Source organism: Cupriavidus sp. SHE (assembly GCF_000812445.1).
Lineage (GTDB): Bacteria > Pseudomonadota > Gammaproteobacteria > Burkholderiales > Burkholderiaceae > Cupriavidus > Cupriavidus metallidurans.
Genome location: NZ_JWMB01000069.1, coordinates 18,504 through 36,122, shown reverse-complemented (window position 1 = coordinate 36,122; position 17,619 = coordinate 18,504). Strand labels below are relative to the sequence as shown.

17 protein-coding genes are annotated in these 17,619 nt (G+C 63.2%); 4 read left to right on the top strand and 13 right to left on the bottom strand.

The genetic code is table 11. The features are described from left to right. Positions 1 to 29: 29 nt before the first annotated feature. The 6 genes from RN01_RS29100 to RN01_RS29075 all read right to left on the bottom strand — a co-directional run bounded on the left by RN01_RS29100 (position 30) and on the right by RN01_RS29075 (position 5,530). A complete protein-coding gene (locus RN01_RS29100; RefSeq protein ID WP_017512355.1) occupies positions 30 to 392 on the bottom strand; it encodes a cytochrome C oxidase subunit IV family protein in 363 nt (120 codons plus the stop codon). 8 nt (positions 393 to 400) lie between these two features. Further along, on the bottom strand, positions 401 to 1,105 hold the full coding sequence (locus tag RN01_RS29095; RefSeq protein WP_008644619.1) for a heme-copper oxidase subunit III family protein: 705 nt from the start codon (positions 1,103 to 1,105) through the stop codon (positions 401 to 403). A 12-nt stretch (positions 1,106 to 1,117) separates the two neighbouring features. After that, on the bottom strand, positions 1,118 to 1,786 hold the full coding sequence (locus tag RN01_RS29090) for a bb3-type cytochrome oxidase subunit III (RefSeq protein WP_017512356.1): 669 nt from the start codon (positions 1,784 to 1,786) through the stop codon (positions 1,118 to 1,120). Continuing rightward, on the bottom strand, positions 1,783 to 3,540 hold the full coding sequence (ctaD, locus tag RN01_RS29085) for a cytochrome c oxidase subunit I (RefSeq protein ID WP_024570621.1): 1,758 nt from the start codon (positions 3,538 to 3,540) through the stop codon (positions 1,783 to 1,785). Before ctaD ends, RN01_RS29090 begins: the two co-directional genes overlap by 4 nt. Positions 3,541 to 3,576: 36 nt before the next feature. Next, complete coding sequence (locus RN01_RS29080; protein WP_017514155.1) at positions 3,577 to 4,752, bottom strand: cytochrome c oxidase subunit II; 1,176 nt, start codon at positions 4,750 to 4,752, stop codon at positions 3,577 to 3,579. Between the two features lie 274 nt (positions 4,753 to 5,026). Beyond that, entirely contained in the window at positions 5,027 to 5,530 is a 504-nt protein-coding gene (locus RN01_RS29075; protein WP_017514154.1) for a membrane protein, read from the bottom strand. A 276-nt stretch (positions 5,531 to 5,806) separates the two neighbouring features. On the opposite strand from RN01_RS29075, the gene RN01_RS29070 reads away from it, so the two are divergent. Both RN01_RS29070 and RN01_RS34140 read left to right on the top strand, forming a co-directional pair. After that, positions 5,807 to 5,995, top strand: a complete 189-nt coding sequence (locus RN01_RS29070; RefSeq protein ID WP_008644630.1) for a hypothetical protein — start codon at positions 5,807 to 5,809, stop codon at positions 5,993 to 5,995. Between the two features lie 87 nt (positions 5,996 to 6,082). Beyond that, a complete protein-coding gene (locus RN01_RS34140; protein ID WP_156149793.1) occupies positions 6,083 to 6,250 on the top strand; it encodes a hypothetical protein in 168 nt (55 codons plus the stop codon). A gap of 7 nt (positions 6,251 to 6,257) precedes the next feature. Here RN01_RS34140 and RN01_RS29065 read toward each other — a convergent pair whose 3' ends face one another. Together RN01_RS29065 and RN01_RS29060 are read right to left on the bottom strand one after the other, a co-directional pair. Then, on the bottom strand, positions 6,258 to 6,443 hold the full coding sequence (locus tag RN01_RS29065; protein WP_008644636.1) for a rubredoxin: 186 nt from the start codon (positions 6,441 to 6,443) through the stop codon (positions 6,258 to 6,260). A 111-nt stretch (positions 6,444 to 6,554) separates the two neighbouring features. Further along, complete coding sequence (locus tag RN01_RS29060) at positions 6,555 to 10,556, bottom strand: DUF748 domain-containing protein (protein WP_080672905.1); 4,002 nt, start codon at positions 10,554 to 10,556, stop codon at positions 6,555 to 6,557. Positions 10,557 to 10,837: 281 nt separating this feature from the next. On the opposite strand from RN01_RS29060, the gene RN01_RS29055 reads away from it, so the two are divergent. Further along, the gene (locus RN01_RS29055; RefSeq protein WP_008644638.1) at positions 10,838 to 12,148 is read left to right on the top strand and encodes an MFS transporter; all 1,311 of its coding nucleotides are present in this window, start codon (positions 10,838 to 10,840) and stop codon (positions 12,146 to 12,148) included. Between the two features lie 103 nt (positions 12,149 to 12,251). Here RN01_RS29055 and RN01_RS29050 read toward each other — a convergent pair whose 3' ends face one another. Next, positions 12,252 to 13,325, bottom strand: a complete 1,074-nt coding sequence (locus RN01_RS29050; protein ID WP_024570624.1) for a PHB depolymerase family esterase — start codon at positions 13,323 to 13,325, stop codon at positions 12,252 to 12,254. A 370-nt stretch (positions 13,326 to 13,695) separates the two neighbouring features. On the opposite strand from RN01_RS29050, the gene RN01_RS29045 reads away from it, so the two are divergent. Continuing rightward, positions 13,696 to 14,352, top strand: a complete 657-nt coding sequence (locus tag RN01_RS29045; protein WP_024570625.1) for a Crp/Fnr family transcriptional regulator — start codon at positions 13,696 to 13,698, stop codon at positions 14,350 to 14,352. A 30-nt stretch (positions 14,353 to 14,382) separates the two neighbouring features. Here RN01_RS29045 and RN01_RS29040 read toward each other — a convergent pair whose 3' ends face one another. The 4 genes from RN01_RS29040 to RN01_RS29025 all read right to left on the bottom strand — a co-directional run bounded on the left by RN01_RS29040 (position 14,383) and on the right by RN01_RS29025 (position 17,465). After that, complete coding sequence (locus tag RN01_RS29040; RefSeq protein ID WP_011518455.1) at positions 14,383 to 15,228, bottom strand: DUF2950 domain-containing protein; 846 nt, start codon at positions 15,226 to 15,228, stop codon at positions 14,383 to 14,385. Between the two features lie 2 nt (positions 15,229 to 15,230). Further along, positions 15,231 to 16,643 (bottom strand): DUF3300 domain-containing protein, encoded by a 1,413-nt coding sequence (locus RN01_RS29035; protein ID WP_024570626.1) that lies wholly within the window; start codon positions 16,641 to 16,643, stop codon positions 15,231 to 15,233. 91 nt (positions 16,644 to 16,734) lie between these two features. Next, entirely contained in the window at positions 16,735 to 17,052 is a 318-nt protein-coding gene (locus tag RN01_RS29030; protein WP_051385319.1) for a hypothetical protein, read from the bottom strand. 119 nt (positions 17,053 to 17,171) lie between these two features. Then, a complete protein-coding gene (locus RN01_RS29025; RefSeq protein WP_008644647.1) occupies positions 17,172 to 17,465 on the bottom strand; it encodes an IS3 family transposase in 294 nt (97 codons plus the stop codon). Positions 17,466 to 17,619 lie beyond the last annotated feature (154 nt).

Sequence of the window (17,619 nt, the reverse complement as noted above, 5' to 3'; positions counted from 1 at the left end):
GGCGCCCCATCGCATTCCATCATGCGACTTCAGTGGAAAAACACGCCACGAGTCAGGAAAGTGTAATCCGCTTCTGCCGCCATGAGAAATACCAGCACGAGCAGGCACAGCGGCGGGATCAGGATCGCGCAGATCAGCGCCATGCGCTCCCATGCCATGTGCATGAATACGCTGACGATCAGGCCGGCCTTCAAGATCATCAGCAGCAGAATCAGGAACCAGCGCAGGTATCCCGTGAACCCAAAGTAGTCCACCAGATAGGGCATCGTGGAGAGCACGAACAGCAGTCCCCAGACCTTCAGATACAGGCCGATAGGATGTTCCTGTTTGCCGTGGCCACCGTGGGCCGCCTCGGACGCTTCGGGGGCCGGAGTGATGGGTGTCGATGCCATGGTCGCCCTCACCAGAGATAGAACAGCGCGAAGATGAAGACCCAGACCAGATCGACGAAGTGCCAGTAGAGGCCGGCGATCTCCACGACCTGGTAGTTGCCGCTTGGTTCGTAGTGCCCGCGCACGACCTTGCTGGCGATCGTCAGCAGGTAGATCACGCCGCAGGTCACGTGAAAGCCGTGGAAGCCGGTAATCATGAAGAACGTGGAGCCGAATTGCGCGGCCCCCATTGGATTGCCCCAGGGCCGCACGCCCTCGTGCACGATCAGCGTGGTCCATTCGAACGCCTGCAGACCGACGAACGTCGCCCCGAGCGCAGCGGTCGCCAGCATCAGCAGGCCGCAGGGACGTCGCTCGCGACGATAGGCGAAATTCACGGCCATCGCCATCGTGCCACTGCTGGTGATCAGCACAAAGGTCATGATTGCGATCAGGATCAGCGGTAGCGTATGACCGCCGATGTTCTCGGCGAAAGCCTTGCTGGTGTCCGGCCATGGCGCTGTGGTGGAGATGCGCACGGTCATGTAGCCGATCAGGAAGCAACTGAAGATGAAGGTGTCGGAAAGCAGGAAAATCCACATCATCGCCTTGCCCCAGGACACCTTGAATGCGCGCTGGTCGGATGACCAATCAGCGACGAGGCCCCTGAAGCCGCCCGGCGGATTCCAGGCTTCCGGATGCGATCCTGCCGAAGATGGAACTTGGGAATGCATGGGCGCTCTCCGTCAAGACCTGCCACAGATGTACGCGACGAGCTCCGGCGTAAGCCAGCCCAGCGCGCCGAGCAACACGACCCATACCGCCAACAGGAAGTGCCAATAGCGCGCGCACAGCCCGATACGCGTCACCGTGCGCGTGCCACTACCGCGATCCACCGCCACAAACGCGAAGGCCACCAGCCCGCCAAGCATGTGCAGACCGTGCATGGCCGTGAGCAGGTAGAAGAAACTGCCCGCCGGATTGTTCGCGGGAACGACGTGAACCGCGTACAGCGCCTGCCACGCCCACAACTGCACGCCAACGAACGCCACGGCGCCCATCCCCCCAAGGCGAAACGCATGACGTGCTCTCACCATGCGGCCCGAGTGCGCCGCCCGCCTGGCGATCTCCATCGCCACACACGCGGCGGCGAGCACGGCCGTGGACAACCACACCTGCCACGGCAGCGCAATGCGCTGCCAGTCCGGACTGTCCATGCGCATGATGTAGGCGGCCAGAAACAAGGTGAACAGCGCCGTGACTACGCCCATGAATACCCACAACCCTAAGCTGCCGGGGGTGCGGGCCCCATGTCCATGCAAGGCGTCGCCACCGGCGGGGCCGCCTCCGGGTGCTTCACGCGAAGCCCGGAAGACGCCGCCACCCGTATCCACCGCGAACGATTCGGCTTTCATGCCACGGCCCCCCTTCTCGCGTGTGGCTCAGGTTCGCTCCCACCTGCGTCTGGCGGCGCATTCTGCGCAATGAAGTCCTCCTTCGCACCCGGCACGCTGTACGCGTAGGCCCAGCGATAGACCACGGGAAGATGCGCACCCCAGTTGCCGTGCGCCGGCGGCGTCTGCGGCGTCTGCCATTCCAGCGAGGCGGCACGCCACGGGTTGGCGCCTGCAGGCTGTCCACGCCGCACGCTCCATGCGAGGTTGAAGATGAAAAGCAACTGCGCCGCCGCGACGATGAACGCTGCGATCGAGATGTACATGTTCAGCGTGTGCGCGGACTCGGGTATGAAGTCATAGCCCTGCCACGCGTAGTAGCGCCGCGGCATCCCCAGAATACCGAGGTAGTGCATCGGAAAGAAGATGGCGTAGGTGCCGACGAACGTGATCCAGAAATGAATGCGGCCAAGCGTGTCGTTGAGCAAGCGTCCGGTGACTTTCGGATACCAGTGGTAGATCCCGCCGAAGACGACCAGGATCGGCGAGACGCCCATCACCATATGAAAGTGCGCCACGACGAAGTAGGTGTTCGACAACGGAATGTCCACGCTGACATTGCCGAGGAACAGGCCCGTCAGGCCGCCGATCACGAACGTGCTGATGAAGGCGATGGCGAACAGCATTGGCACCGAGAAATGGATGTCGCCCTGCCACAGCGTGATCACCCAGTTGTAGACCTTGATGGCGGTGGGTACCGCGATGATCAGCGTCGTGGTGGCGAAGAAGAAGCCGAAGTACGGATTCATGCCGCTCACGAACATGTGGTGCGCCCACACCACCACGGACAACACACCGATGGCCAGAATCGCCCACACCATCGTGCGATAACCGAAGATGCTCTTGCGCGAATGCACGCTGATCAGATCGGAGACGATCCCGAACGCGGGCAGCGCGACGATATAAACCTCGGGATGACCGAAGAACCAGAACAGGTGCTGGAACAGCAGAGGGCTGCCGCCCTTGTAGTTGAGCTGCTGCCCCATCGAGACAACTGCGGGCATAAAGAAGCTGGTATCGAGCGTCTTGTCGAGCAGCATCATCACACCGGAGACGAACAGCGCCGGGAACGCCAGCAGTGCGAGAATCGTCGCCATGAAGATGCCCCAAACGGCCAGCGGCATCCGCAGCATCGTCATGCCCTCGGTACGCGCCTGCAGCACCGTGGTCACGTAGTTCAGGCCACCCATGGTAGCCGCCACGATGAAGATCAGCAGCGACACCAGCATCAGGATGATGCCCCAGTCATGCCCTGGCGTGCCGGGCAGGATTGCCTGCGGTGGATAGAGCGTCCAGCCCGCGCCAGTGGGTCCGCCCGGCACGAAAAAGCTGGCGAGCAGCACAAGCACCGACAGGAAGTAGACCCAGAAACTGAGCATGTTCAGGAACGGGAATACCATGTCGCGCGCGCCGACCATCAGCGGGATCAGGTAGTTGCCGAAACCGCCAAGAAACAGCGCCGTCAGCAGGTAGATCACCATGATCATCCCGTGCATCGTCACGAACTGGTAGTAGCGATTGGCGTCGATGAAATCGAACCTCCCCGGAAAGCCCAATTGCATCCGCATCAGATTCGACAACGTCACGCCGATCAGCCCGACCACGATGGCGACCAGCGTGTACTGCACGGCGATCACCTTGTGGTCCTGGCTCCAGATGTAGCGCGTCCAGAAACTCTGTGGACCGTGGTGGGCGGCATCATCGGCATAGGCCATCTTTCGCTCTCCGATTTCTGACTGTGTGCCGGGCCGCTATTTGCCGGCCTGCGGGGCCCCCGTTGCGCCGGCACCCAGCGAACGGATATACGCCGACAGCGCCACCACGTCGGCATCGGTAACAGGCAACTTGGGCATCACCGGCCCGAAGCCCTTGACGATGCGGGCCTGCGGGTCCTCGATCTCCGTCTTCAGGAACGCATCGTCCACGGTCGCGCTGCTGCCGTTGCTGAAGGTCTGCGTGCTGCCGTACAGGCCCTTCCAGCTTGGGCCGACACCCACGCTGCCATCGACGCTATGGCATCCCACGCATCCTTTGCTTTGCGCCAGTGCGCGGCCCTGCGCCACGAGATCGGCGGCACTAGCCGACGCGCCCGCCACAGCGGCGCCTTCGGCCGGCACAGCGGTGGGAGCGGCGACCTTCGCCAGCGTCATCGCAAACGTCTGCTGCTTCGCAAGCCACGTGTCGAAGGCGGCCTGCTCCTCGACCACGACGTGGCCGCGCATGTTGTAGTGGCCCAGACCGCAGAGTTGCGCGCAAAGAATGTCAAAGCGGCCCGTCTTGGTGGGCGTGAACCAGAACGATGTGACCATGCCGGGCACCATGTTCATGCGCGCGCGGAACGGTGGCACATAGAAATCGTGCAAAACGTCCTTCGAGCGCAGGAGCACCTTGATGGGCCGGTTCAGCGGCAGGTGTACCTCCGGCCCCATGACGAGTATGTTGTCCTGTCCATTTGGATCATCGGGATTCAAGCCGAGTGGATTCGTGCCGCTGACGAATCGGGGGTCCGTGGTACCGAGCTGGCCACTTTTGCCGGGGAAGCGGAACGCCCATTGCCACTGCTGCCCCACCACCTCCATGACCATCGCATCGTGTGGTGGCCGCACGTACTCCGCGTAGACGATCAGGCCCGGCGCCAGCAACGCGATGATGCACACGGCGGTCAGCCCGATCAGCCAGCGCTCCAGTTTCGGGTTCTCCGGTGCATAGGCAGCGCGATGCCCCGCGCGATGACGGAAGCGCCAGACGATGTATCCGACGAGCAGGTTGATGACGACGAAGAACAGGCCGGTGATGACGAGGGTAATGGTCAGCGTGTCGTCCATCTGTTTCCAGTTGGACGCCAGCGGTGTCGCCCACCAGGGGCTCAGGAAATGAAAGAGCACCGAGGCAACGACAATGATGACGAGTGCGATGGCGATCGCCATGACCCCCTCCTCCGCGCGGACGAAAAGCCGCGAGGAATGCGCAGTCTGCACAGGTGGATTAAGACTAGTGCATCGTTTCAGGTCACGGCAAGGCGACATCGTGCCGATATCGGTGCGCCAGGACGCGCATGGCCACAATAAAAAATGGCGGAGGGGAAGCTTACTTCCCAATCCGCCATCGTGGCCACGCGCGGCCCCGTGTAGTGGCAAAGTGCGCGACGCAATCAGACCATCAGCACATGATGTATTCGGTACAGGATTTCACGGCAAGTATCTAACGAGATACGTCGCGCGACTCCAGCTTCCAGTAGCAGATAGCGATGGCCATCCCGAAGATGAGGTGTCCGACCAGCGTATGCCAGCCACGCTGGTCGACAAACCACGGGAAGGCGCTTGTCATCACGTAGAAGTTGAACATGTACACCACCAGGCCGAATACCGCCCCGACCAGTAGCGACATGCCGACGCTCGAATCGAGCTGGAACGGCGCGATGATCGCGCACAGCACGCAGCCGAGTATCGCGCCGAGCACGAAGTGAATGATCAACGCTGCGGCGACCGTGCTGACGCTGAAGAACGAGTTCTCCAAAACATCGCGCCCGAGCACGATTGCGGCAACCATGCGCGTGGTGCCCCATGGGTGAACGCCGGCCACCATCGTCGACCAGAACATCTCCACCACGATCAGCAGCGCACCGGCCGCGAGCCCGGACACGGCGGCCGCCGTCCAGTCCGGCAGGCGACGCATGTAGTGGTGCGAATGCATATGTAGTTCCATAGCGTCCTCCAGTCTGCTTCAGTCTGCTTTGGTGACCCCGTGCGTCCAGCATAGGACACTCGTCATCAATACGGCTGACACGACAGGAAAACCGCGTGGGAAACCGTCCAGGTGCGCTGTCAACGGTACAAGCGGCTTCGGGCCAAGTCTCGCGCGAGATACTTGGCAGAGCATGACATGACGCAAACAGTACGGGACAACCCCAAGCACTACAGCCTTGTATTCGCCACACACTGCCTATACTGGAAGAACAAAGAAACAAGATAGGAGACCGCCATGCTGCATCTTCAGTTACAGGCGCACGATCTTGTATTCCTGATCCCCATGGCACTCGTCGGCCTGTTGGCGATGGGCGCGATTCCAGTTGCGGCCAAGGCGTTGCGTATCAGTTGCCGTTGCGCCGGCGCGATCTTGGGAGTCCTGCTTGGGGTATTGGTGCTGGAAGCCCTGCCACTGCTGATCTAGCGATCGGCGATCGAACAGGACACCAGTTAGAGAGAGTACGCCGCTAGGCAGAACGGCCAGAGCGGCTGCAGGCGAGAAGGAGGCGCGATGTCTCTTCTTATGCTCGCCACCGTGATGGTGGCGCTGCTGGTCGTGACCGTGGGCACGGCGTTGTGGCGCTGCAGCCACCCGTACCGGATGCGCTATACGCGCTGCGCGCAAAAGCGACGGCGCGCGGGCATCTGTCGACCGGCGACCCAGCGCGAAGCGCCGTGACCTGACCTCAGATCTCGATCATCGAGAAATCGCCCTTACCCACATCGCATTCCGGGCAGCGCCAGTCGTCCGGAATGTCTTCCCAGCGCGTGCCTGCGGCAATGCCTTCTTCGGGCAAGCCCAGTTCCTCGTCGTACACCCAGCCGCAAATCAGGCAAACCCAAGTCTTGTAGGCTACTGCTTCCTGCTGCACATCTCGCTCCCGTTATCGATTCAAGTTTCGGGGGCGCATGATACGCGGTTTTCGATGACGGTCTCCATGCCGGCGTTCGAGCATTTCATTCAAACGCCGGCACGCGTTCCATCATTGACGGATCGAGAAATCGACGCGGTTGGGCTTGCCCTTGTCCTTGATCCCTTCCGCGTTGAGCTTCGGCGCGGTCAGGAACAGCCGGGCGTTAGGCACCTTGCCATCACGCTCGAGCGCCTGCTTGACCGTCAACGCCCGCTGCTCCGCCAACGCGCGCAGTTCCGTATCGGTCACGGGCGCATGTTCGAGCAGCAGCTTCTCCATCTCGGCCGGCGGCAGCGACTTGGTCAGGCCGATGAAGTTGCGAGGTTTCTTGAACGACTCGCGCTTGTACACCGCTTCCAGGTACTTCGGATATTCCTGAGGCGATACGGTGACCGTGGCGCCCTGCTCGCCGCCCTCGCCCTCTTCCGCCTGCGCGCCTGCCTGTGCCGAACGGCGCAGATCACGCTGCTTGGCTTCGGCGACGCGCTGGTTCAGCCAGACGCGGCGCGCGCCATCGGCATCGGTGTCGGGGTCGATCCGGCCGCTGATTTCCAGATTGAGCGAAGGCCGGTCGGCGAGCGCCTTGCCGATGGTCTCGATCTTCTTGTGCGCGTCGTCGGTCAACGTGGAAGAACCCGGCGCGAACTCGATATAACCCAGCTCTTCCGCGTTGCCGCCAAATGCATGGGCAATCAGCGCGAACGGCGAGGTGATCGCCTTGGCCAGCAGGTTCACGATCACGCGCAGGATGACACCGCCGATGCTGAACTCCGGATCAGACAAGGAGCCCGAGACCGGCAGGTTGATGTCGATCACGCCATTGCGGTCCTTGAGCAGCGATACCGCCAGCAACACGGGCACCTTGACCGCGTCGGGGCTGTCCACCTTGTCGCCGAACGTGAGCTGGTCCAGGTAGAGGTGGTTCTTCGCATCGAGCTTGCCATTCTCGATCTTGTACGCCACATCGACGTTCAGCTTGCCCTTGGTGATCGGGTAGCCCGCGTACTTGGCCGCGTAAGGCGTCAGACGCGTCAGTTCCACGCCGTCCGCCTTGGCGGCGATATCGAGGAAGAGCTGTTCGCCCAGCGGATTGATCTTGCCGCTGATATTGACGGGAGCATCATCGTCGAGCCGGCCATCCAGCACCAGATCTGCCGGCGTCGGATCCCCCGTGGAGACCTTGGAGATCGACCCCTTCATGCCGGTCAGGTTGGCAGAGTAATTCGGCTTGATGAAGAAGTCCGAGAAGTTGATGTTCCCCTTGTCGATGGAAACACCGCCCAGACGGATAACCGGCTTGGGCCCCGCTGCCTGCGCGGGTGCGGCCGGCGTCTCCGGCTTGGCCTCGGGCTTGGCTTCGGGTGCCGAAGCCGGATTCGCCTGGGTCAGGCTGGTCGACGGCGCTGGCTGGCCCTTTGCCGCGCCACCCGCCATCACGTCCTGCAGGTTCAGCCGGCCATTGGCGTTCAGGATCACCCGGGCGTAGAAATCGGACAACGCCACGTTGTTGACCCCGAGCTGGAGCGGCCCCTTGGCATCGTTCATGTTGAAGTCGATGCCGCTCACGGCCAGCGAGCGCCAGCGCAGAAAGTCGTCGCCGGTGACACGGTCCACCGTACGCACGTTACCGGCCATCACGTTGCCATTGAATCGCACCGCTATCGGCTTGCCGGCCGGCGCCTCGTAGGCAACCTTGCCCTTGAGCGTCAGCGCCCCGCTGCGCAACGCAGCGTTGAAGCGGTCAGCCATGTAGGGCTGCAACGGCGCGATGTCGAGTTCGCGCATATCGAGCTGCAATTGCGCGGCCGGACCGGTCGGCGTGACCTGTCCGTCGATGTTCATCACTCCCTTGCGCCCGCTTTCGGCGTGCAGCTTCATCGGCACCGCTCCCGGCGAGAGCGGCCAAGTCACGGTGCCGCTGGTGAATCCGATGTTGCGGAACTGGTGAATGACCGGGCGACCGCGATTGGCCTCGGCCGGCTCATAGTCCGCCAGGCGCGCGGAACCGCCGTCCACCGCCACCTTGCCGACGCGCACCTTCCAGCCCGGCGCTCCCGCGCCGCCGCCATTTGTCGCGGCCGTCGCCGCAGCCGGCGCACGCGCCCGCTTGCCGGCGGATTCGGCTGATTCGACGGCCCAGATCCGCGCCATCTCCAGCAGTTGGCCGCTATGGTCACGCGTTGCCGCGATCTGCGGTTTGGCCAGCGATACCTGCCCCGCTTCGAACGTCTGCTTGGCCAGGTCGAGCTGGATGTCATCCAGCACGAGCTTGTCAGCCTTGAGCAGCGGCAGATTGGCGCCCTCGGTGTCCGCCACGCGCTGGCTAGCGCGGTTGCCGCGTTGCGCGCGGCCTTTCGGCGCCGGGCTCGCGGCTTTCGTCGCGCGATCATCGTTGCCAGCCGAAGCGGGCAGATTGACAGGCTCGCGCGTGGCCACGTAGAGCGGTGACAGCTCAAGCCGGGATTTCTCGAGCGTGAACTGGAGCACCGGCTGCGACCACGCCATCTTGTAATTCAGCTCGGCATTGATGCCGGTATCACCGAACTGGCTGCGCAACTCGTGCGGCCACCACGCCGCGAAGCCTTGCGGGCGCACGCCCGCAGTTTCCAGCGTGCCGTTCAGTGTGCCCTTCTTGAGGTCGAGTTCCCCGGACTGCTTGATGGTCTGACCATCGGCGATCGTGACCGTGGCATCGAGTTTGGCAGGCTTGTCCCCGGTGCTGGCCAGGTTGGCGATATCGACATTCACGGGCCCGATGTCCAGCTTGCCCGGCCCCGAGGGCGCCATCGCATCGACAAACCCCAGCTTCGCGTCCTTGATCGCAATGCGGTCGACGGCGTAGGACCACGGCACCTCCTCGGCCTTGGGCGGAGCCTGCACGCCCGAAGCGGCAACCGCCGAGGCCGGGGCCGGGGCGGTCGCCGGTGCGGCTGCGGGAGCCTTGGCCGGCGCTGTCTTCATACCTTCCGGCAGGAAGGCCGTCGCCAGATCGAGCGCGCCGTCGGCGCCTCGGGTTGCCAGCAAGCCGAAGCCGTCCAGTTCGATGCTCTTCACGTGCGCCTTGTGGGCCAGCGGCTCCACACGATCGAGGTCGACCGCCAGCCGTCCTGCCTTGACCAGCGGCGCGCCCGCATGAGTCACCACGTCGGCGTCGCGCAGGGCAATGGTTCCGGACACGTACAGGTCCTGCTTGTCCTTTTCCTGACGGAAGCCCACGTTGAGCCGGGTATCCACGAGCCCGCTCTTGACTTCAGCATCCTTCAGCTTTGGCGCGAACGCCATGTACTTCGCTACCTCGAGCCCATCCAGGTTGATGTTGAGGTTTGCTTCACGGCTGTCCGCGAAAGGCTGCATCGTGCCAGCCAGCGCCAGCGGCGACCCATTGATCTTCGCAAACAGGCTCGGCGCCGTGTTCAGGGTGACGTCGTGGGGCAGGTTTGACAGGAACGGCAGGGTCAGCGTGAAGTTCTCCACGCGCTGGACGGTATTGAGCAGCTTGTCCTCATAGACGAAGCTGGTATTCGTCACCGCGATATTGCTGACCGAGAATCGCGCGGGCTTGGCGTCGGCCGGCTTCGGCGGCAGCGCGGCAAAGCGTTCCTGCACATCGGCAAAGTTCATGCGGCCATTCGCATCGCGCAAGACGTGCACGGACAGCGCATCCACATGAAGGGAATCGATGACCGGCGCGAGGTGCCAGACCGATGCGGCCGAGGTCTTGGCCTCGGCCTCGCCGAGCGTCACCATCGGCGTCTTGCCGTCGGGTTCGTAGATGGTCAGATTGTTGATCGTGGCGGACAGACTGAACGGCCTCACATGCGCCTCGCCCAGTGTCACCTTGCGCCCAAGCGCCTCGGTGGCGTTTTTCTCCACCAGATACTTGATCAGCGGCGGCCCACCGAAATAGCCGGCCAGCCCGAATACGGCCAGCGCGGCCACCACGCCACCCGCGACGCGTACGGCCACGCGTCTGCGAGGCGTGGCCATGGCCGCCCCTGTCGCGGCCTGGATGGAATCCTTGAAAGCCATGTCACCCCAGAGTAGTTCGACCCCACGCAGGCTCAGCCCCATGCCAGCCTGCGCTTTGTGCCCCGGATTTCACTTGTTTTTCATTATGGAGACGGATTATGGCAGTGCAAAGGACGATTTAGTAATCCGATTTATACAAAATCAGGGATGCGACAGACCGATCTGGTATCGTTACGCCTTTGCGAAGCGTCCGTTGCCTGCCTGCCTGCTTACCCCGCCGGCCTCCGGTTCGCTCAGTTCGTGCTGTTATCCCTTCGGCCGTCCCCCTCCACGTCATCCGTGTTGCGCGCTTCGCATGTGAATGTATCCATGCGAGTCTTTTCATGTCCACCTCCAGCAGTACTGCCGGGGCTTCGGGCGCGCAAGGCGGCCATGCCGCTCGCCCGCTGACCGGTCAGGATTACAAGACGCTCGCGCTTGCCGCACTTGGCGGCGCGCTCGAGTTCTACGATTTCATTATTTTTGTTTTCTTTGCCAAGGTCATTGGCCAGTTATTCTTCCCGGCATCCGTGCCGGACTGGCTGCGCATGCTGCAGACCTTCGGCATCTTCGCGGCCGGCTACCTGGCACGCCCGCTAGGCGGCATCATCATGGCGCACTTCGGTGACCTGCTCGGCCGCAAGAAAATGTTTACGTTGTCGATTCTGCTGATGTCGGTACCGACGCTGCTGATGGGCCTGCTGCCGACCTACGCTTCGGTGGGCCTGCTGGCGCCGATGGCGCTGCTGGTGCTGCGCATCCTGCAGGGTGCCGCCGTGGGCGGCGAAGTCCCCGGCGCATGGGTGTTCGTGTCCGAACACGTGCCCCAGCGTCACGTCGGATATGCCTGCGGCACGCTGACTGCAGGTCTGACGGCCGGCATCCTGCTCGGCTCGCTGGTAGCCACAGGTATCAACGCCGTATTCGATCCGCAGGAACTCGTCGACCATGGCTGGCGCGTGCCGTTCGTGCTGGGCGGCGTGTTCGGTGTCGGCTCGATGTACCTGCGCCGCTGGCTCCATGAAACCCCGGTCTTCGCGGAACTGCAGCAACGCAAGGCGCTGGCCGCCGAACTGCCGCTCAAGACGGTCGTGCGCGACCACCGCGGCGCCGTTGTCATCTCGATGCTGCTCACGTGGATGCTGTCCGCTGGCATCGTGGTGGTGATCCTGCTGACGCCGACCTACCTCCAGACGCTGTACGGCTTCGACGCCCGCACCGCGCTGGTGGCCAACAGCGCCGCAACGTTGTGCCTGTCGATCGGCTGCGTGGTGGCCGGCATCCTGGCTGACCGCATCGGCGCGCGCCTGACGCTTTCGATCGGTGGCGCACTGCTGGCTGCCACGGCCTACGTGCTGTACACGACAATCGGCACCCGTCCCGACCTGCTGCTGCCGCTGTACGCCCTGGCCGGCTTCTTCGTCGGCACGATTGGCGCCGTACCTTACGTGCTGGTGCACGCGTTTCCAGCGCAAGTGCGGTTCTCCGGGCTGTCCTTCTCGTACAACGTCTCGTACGCGATCTTCGGCGGACTGACGCCGGTGATCGTCTCGCTGATGCTCAAGAATGATTCGCTGGCCCCGGCCCACTATGTGGTCGGCGTCTGCATCATGGGTATCGTGACGGCGCTGTTCGTACGCAAGCGGCACGCCTGATCGCGCTCGCCACGCTTGCCGCGCTGGCACAATGAAAAAGGGGGAAGGCTGACAGCCTTCCCCCTTTTTCATTTGGGCGCGCTTCCGGCCCCGTCCTGCGTTGTCACGCCGCCCGCTTGTGCTGACGGAGAAACTGCCAAATCAGCCAGCTCGCATCCGGGCCGATGTTGCTGTGGTACGGTACCGTGGCATCTCCGCCGCTCCACGCATGACCCAGGCCCCCCACTTCCACCAGTCGGACCAGATCGCGATTCCAACGGCCAAAGCGCGCTTCGCGAACTTCGCCATCCTTGCCGAGCGGCGCATCGTTTGCGCTTTCGATCTGTCCGCCAAGGCTGCCACCCAGGCCGTTGTAGGCCAGGAACTGCTGCGTCAGCAAACGCCCGTTGATCGGATGCACCGCTTCGTCCGCCATGCCGTGCAACACGATGGCCGGCATGGCCGGGCCGCCGGGCGTCACGCCAGCAGCATCGAGCAATAGCGCGGGCTCGATCGTCGAGCCCTCGTGCATCGCCCTCAGGCCCGCCCGGGGCGAATCGGCCGCACCGATCACTACACCGGAGTGCAGTCCCACGGCAGCGACCTTGTCCGGGTAGCGCAACGCCACCAGAGCCGCCATCGCGGCACCGGCCGACAACCCGGCAAGGTAGATCTCACCGATCCGTACATCGGGCCGGGTTGCCAGTTCGTCGATCAGCAGTGCCAGCGCCTGTGCTTCGCGCCCGCCCTGTCCGGCCGCGAGGTCGAACCACTGCCAGCACCGATGCACGGAGCGCCGCAGTGGCTGCTGCGGATAAGCCACCATGAATCCTTCGCGCTCGGCCAGCGCGTTCATGCGCGTGCCAGCCGCCAGGGCTTCAGGCGTTTGCTGACATCCGTGCAGCATCACCACGACAGGCAATGCGCCCTTGGCGCCGGACGGAATATAGAGCCGGTACGAGAGTTGCGGGACCAGTTCGCCGGGTAACGGCGTCAGGCCCAGATTCAGCGACTGCCAGTTGCCTGGCAATTCAGCCGGCCCGGCGTCGCCTGGCGCGGTGTGGCGCTGGCGATGAGTGGCTGGGGGCGCCAGTTCCAGACGCTCCAGCCATGTACGAATTTGTTTCGCGGGCTGAAACTGCGCGCGACGAATTTGTCGAAGCTGCGCATCCCAGTCCGGAGAGAGGCTTTTGGCCATATGAAGACTCCTGTTCATCTTGAGAACGGGTCTCCTCCTTTATTGTGCGATGCAGCATAACACAATCGACGAGGCGCTTTTCCGACATTGTCTTGAAGACACAACATGAATTTTTGAAAGAATTCTCTACTTTCCGGGCACATGCTGACCTCTCCCCCAAGAAGGCCGCAAAAAAACTTACTACGCCTGTTTAAAAGAATGCAGATCGACTCACGATCAGCGATGTTCGTGGGCACTTATACTGTCGGGAAAAAATGTCCACCATGCCTGCCAGGAGGCAATACCACTGGACCACCAAGCCCCCAGCGCCTCATGCTGCACCCTGTGCCCGTTCCAATCCGTTTGCGCAAGTGCACACGGCGGCACCTCGTTGCCCGACAGACCCGCATTGAGCCCCGAGCGCAAGCATCTGCAAGCTGGCGAGGCGCTATTCAGGCAGGACCAACCGGTACGCGCGGTCTACCCATTGCGCCACGGCGGCATCAAGCGGATGTACGAATCGGCACTTGGATGGCGGCAATTGACCGGCTTCATGCTCCCCGGTGACGTAGCTGGCCTTGAGCCGAATGACGCGCCGCAGTTCGGCACGAGCGCGATTGCCTTGCAGGCATCCGAATGCTGTGTGGTGCCACTGGAGACAGCGAAGCGCTGCGAGGAAGATCCGGCGGTTCACGCCGCCTTGCTCGCTCTACTTCACCGCGACGCCTTGCGGCAGCGCGAGTTGCTGGTGACCATCGGCTCGATGAAGGCCGCGCAGCGGCTGGCCATGCTGTTGCTCGATCAGGCTGCGGAACACCGCCGCCGCGGCACCGACGGGGGAGAAGTCATGCTGGCGATGACTCGCAACGATATTGCCAGCTACCTGGGCCTGACGCTGGAGACGGTCTCGCGGCTTCTGTCCCGCTTTGCGTCCGTCGGGCTGATCACGGTGCGGCACCGTCAGCTTCGTATCGTCGACGAGAAAGGGCTGTCAGACGTCCACGCCGAAGCGGACCGCATCACGCTGCGCGGTCCGGATCCGGCTTAGACGCAATTGCCGGAGACTTCGGATCCGGAATCAGCGATCTGCAGCCCGCTCCCAACCCTCGGGCGAAAACGCTCGCATGGCACCCGCGCGCGTGCCGGTACTCTTGCCTAGGTCTCGCTCGTAGAAACGGCGCTCGCTATCGACCATGAAGGAGTGGATGCCGCTATCACCGTAACGCGCGGGCCAGGCGATGAACGCGAACTTGGCGTCGCTGCCCTTCGGCGGTGCGATGATCCGATAGCGATAGCCGTAGAACGCTTCCTCGGGCGGCACCTCGGGGCCCATTGCCAAGGCATCCGGTCCAAGCGGGCTATCATTCTCGGCCGAGGCCGATGGCCAGTACAACCCGTTGGTCTTGCCGGGCGTACTCACGAGCTGATGGGCGTACTTGCCATTGCCAATCTGCTCCGCATAACGCTGCTGGGCATCGGCGAGCTGCAGCAACGTATCCATCGCCACGAGTTCGTTGCGCCCGATCCGGCGGCGCCGCATCTCCTGCTCGCCGGCAGCCAGATCGAACTGCCAGCCGGTTTTACGCTTGGCCAGCGGAACCGGGAACGTCCAGCCGCTACCGCCCACCTCGATACGTGCGGCCTTGTCGCCATCGGGCTGGACGGCATGATGGCTGGCCCAGGCGGCAAGGAAATCGTAGATGTCGTTCTGGCTGAGCCCCGGCGGCACCAGCTTCTCGTAGTTCGCGCCGAGCACCTGCTTCAGCGCATCAGGGTCACTACGTGCCACTGCATCGCCGAACGCATCGGCTGCGGCATCCGGCGTCGGATAGACATGCTGGGCCAGAACGGGAACGGACATGCTCAGCAGCATCGCCAACGCGCCGGCACGCAACATGGATTCGAACCTCGATTGACGCTTCATCGTTACCTCCGGCCGTGACCAAGGTGACCGCCACCCGCACCTGCTCCGCCAGCATGGCCCCCGCCCTGGAAGCCGCCACCACCGCCGCCGCCGTGGAAGCCACCACCACCGCCACCACCGCCGTGGATGCCCCCGCCAGATCTCGCCGGCGCGGAATGCTGCTGCATCTGGCCCGCGTTGTGTTGGAAGCCGCTGCGATCGCCCCGGTTTGCCTGCTGACGCATCCGGTCACCATTGCCTGCATCGCTGAACGCGTTATTGCGGTTGCTGTCACGCGCACGGTTGCGCGCATCGGCCTGATCGGCACGTTGACGATCCGCGCCAGCCGGCCGCGGATTCTGCCCGCCAGCCTGGCGATTCACGTTCGGCGCCGAATGTCCGGGAATCGACTGGCCGGTACGCCCCTGGAACGACTGGGCCGCACGCTGACGCTCCGCGTCACGCTGGTTCTGCACACCGCCTCCGCCCTGACCCAGGCGCTGCTGGTTCTGCACACCACCACCTGCCTGGCCCAGGCGCTGCTGACCACCCTGCGGGCGATTGGCCAGCCCCTGCTGACGCTGCGCGTCGAACCGGTTCGCAACGTTCTGATTCCGGTACGGCACGTTGCCACGGTTCGCGGGGTTGTGCTGCCAGTTCACGTTGGACCGATTGACATCCAGCCGCTGATTCACGTTGATATTGTTGTATCGATTGACGTTGATGTTGACGTCATGGCTACCCCAGTTGAAACCGCCCCACATCGAATTCACAGCCGCCACGCCAAGCCCGAAGCCAATGCCGGCCACCAGCGAGGTGGCGAACACCGATCCGGGTGGCGGCGGGTAGTAGGCCGGTGGATAGGCGGGATAGGGCCATGCGCCGTAGACCACGGTCGGGTTGTACGACGGCACGTACACCACCTGCGGACTGGCGGGCTCGATCTGGACGATGGTGGTGCCGCCGCTCTGCTGCGTGACCACCTTTTGCTGCTCGTTGGACTTGAGAGTGCCCGCCTTCTGCGCCTGTACGCGCAGGCGTTGCACGGAGTCCATCACGTCATCGGGCTGCGCCAGGAACGCATCGCCCACGCTCTCGACCCACTGCGGCTGACGTCCCATCATGTCCATCACGGAGGGAAAAGCGGCGAGCGACTTCACGCTTGGGTCCCACGGCTCGCCTTCGACGGCCTTGGTGGCCGCATCGCCCGAAAGACTCTGATTCGATTTCGACCATTCCGCGGCGGAAGCCACATCCGCCGGATAGGTCGATGCCATGAGCACCTGCGACAGCAGTGCATCGGGATACAGCGCAACCGGTGCAAGCAACTGATCAAGCTGTGGCTTGTCCAGTTTGGCCTGCGCCAGCGCGCTGCTTGCGCCGGCCAGCAACATCAGCCCGAACGACCAGGCAAGGAAACGTCGCAAGTGGAACATGTTTGCTCCTGCAATGACGGATGTAACCACCATCCCTTTCAACAATCGCCTGGTCACACCCGGCATCATCCTGGCAACGGCGGATCAGAACTTACTTGCGTGACTGGGCGCACTCCTGCCGGTACGCCTCCTCGAGGCGCTTGCGATCCGGCGCGCGCTCGAGCGTGGAATAGGTCCGGCCATCAGCCGTCGTCACTGACGACTTGCCCTGCCCCCACTGCGGCCCCGACGGCAAGGCATTGATCTGGTCGAGTAACTGGCGGCATCGCTCGACCTGAGAGGCACTGAGCGTGCCCCCCGTATCCTCGACGGTGGACGTCGCGGGATCGAGCATGCGCGGCGGCAGCGGCGCGACTATCGGAGTACCCGGATCCTGCGGAGGCGCCGCATGAACCTGAGCGGCGGACATCCCGAGCCACACCATCGCGCCTGCGGCAGCAAAAACCTTCTTCACGAAAAAACTCCAGAAACCAATGTCATGCGAGACATTGCAGTAGCAAGAGGAACCGGCTCGATGCGGCGACCAACCTATCCATGGCTTTTGCCATCGCCGTGCCGGCCGGTACGATTGCGCAGCAACTCAAGTTTGAGCAGTGCATCCGCAAGCATACTCTTGAGTCGCGCATTCTCCTCTTCCAACTGACGCAATCTGCGGCTGTCGGACGGGTCGTGTTGCCGTACCTTGCTGCCATACTTGGCCCGCCAACCGTAGAACGAGGCATCGCTGAAGCCATAACGCGCGCAGAGCTCCCGCACCGGCACCCCTTTGGCGGCCTCTTCTAGATACATGCGGATCTGTTCTTCCGAATAGCGTCTGTTCACGCAAATGTCTCCGCTCGCCGGCCTCCAGTCAGGCGCCCATGCGATCGCGCGCACGGCCCTCCCGCCTACCCTGCCCGTAAGGTAGCCCACCGCCCGCGCAAAAGGCAATTCAGTGTCTTCGCGGCACGAGTTAAGCAAATTGAACAACGCCTCT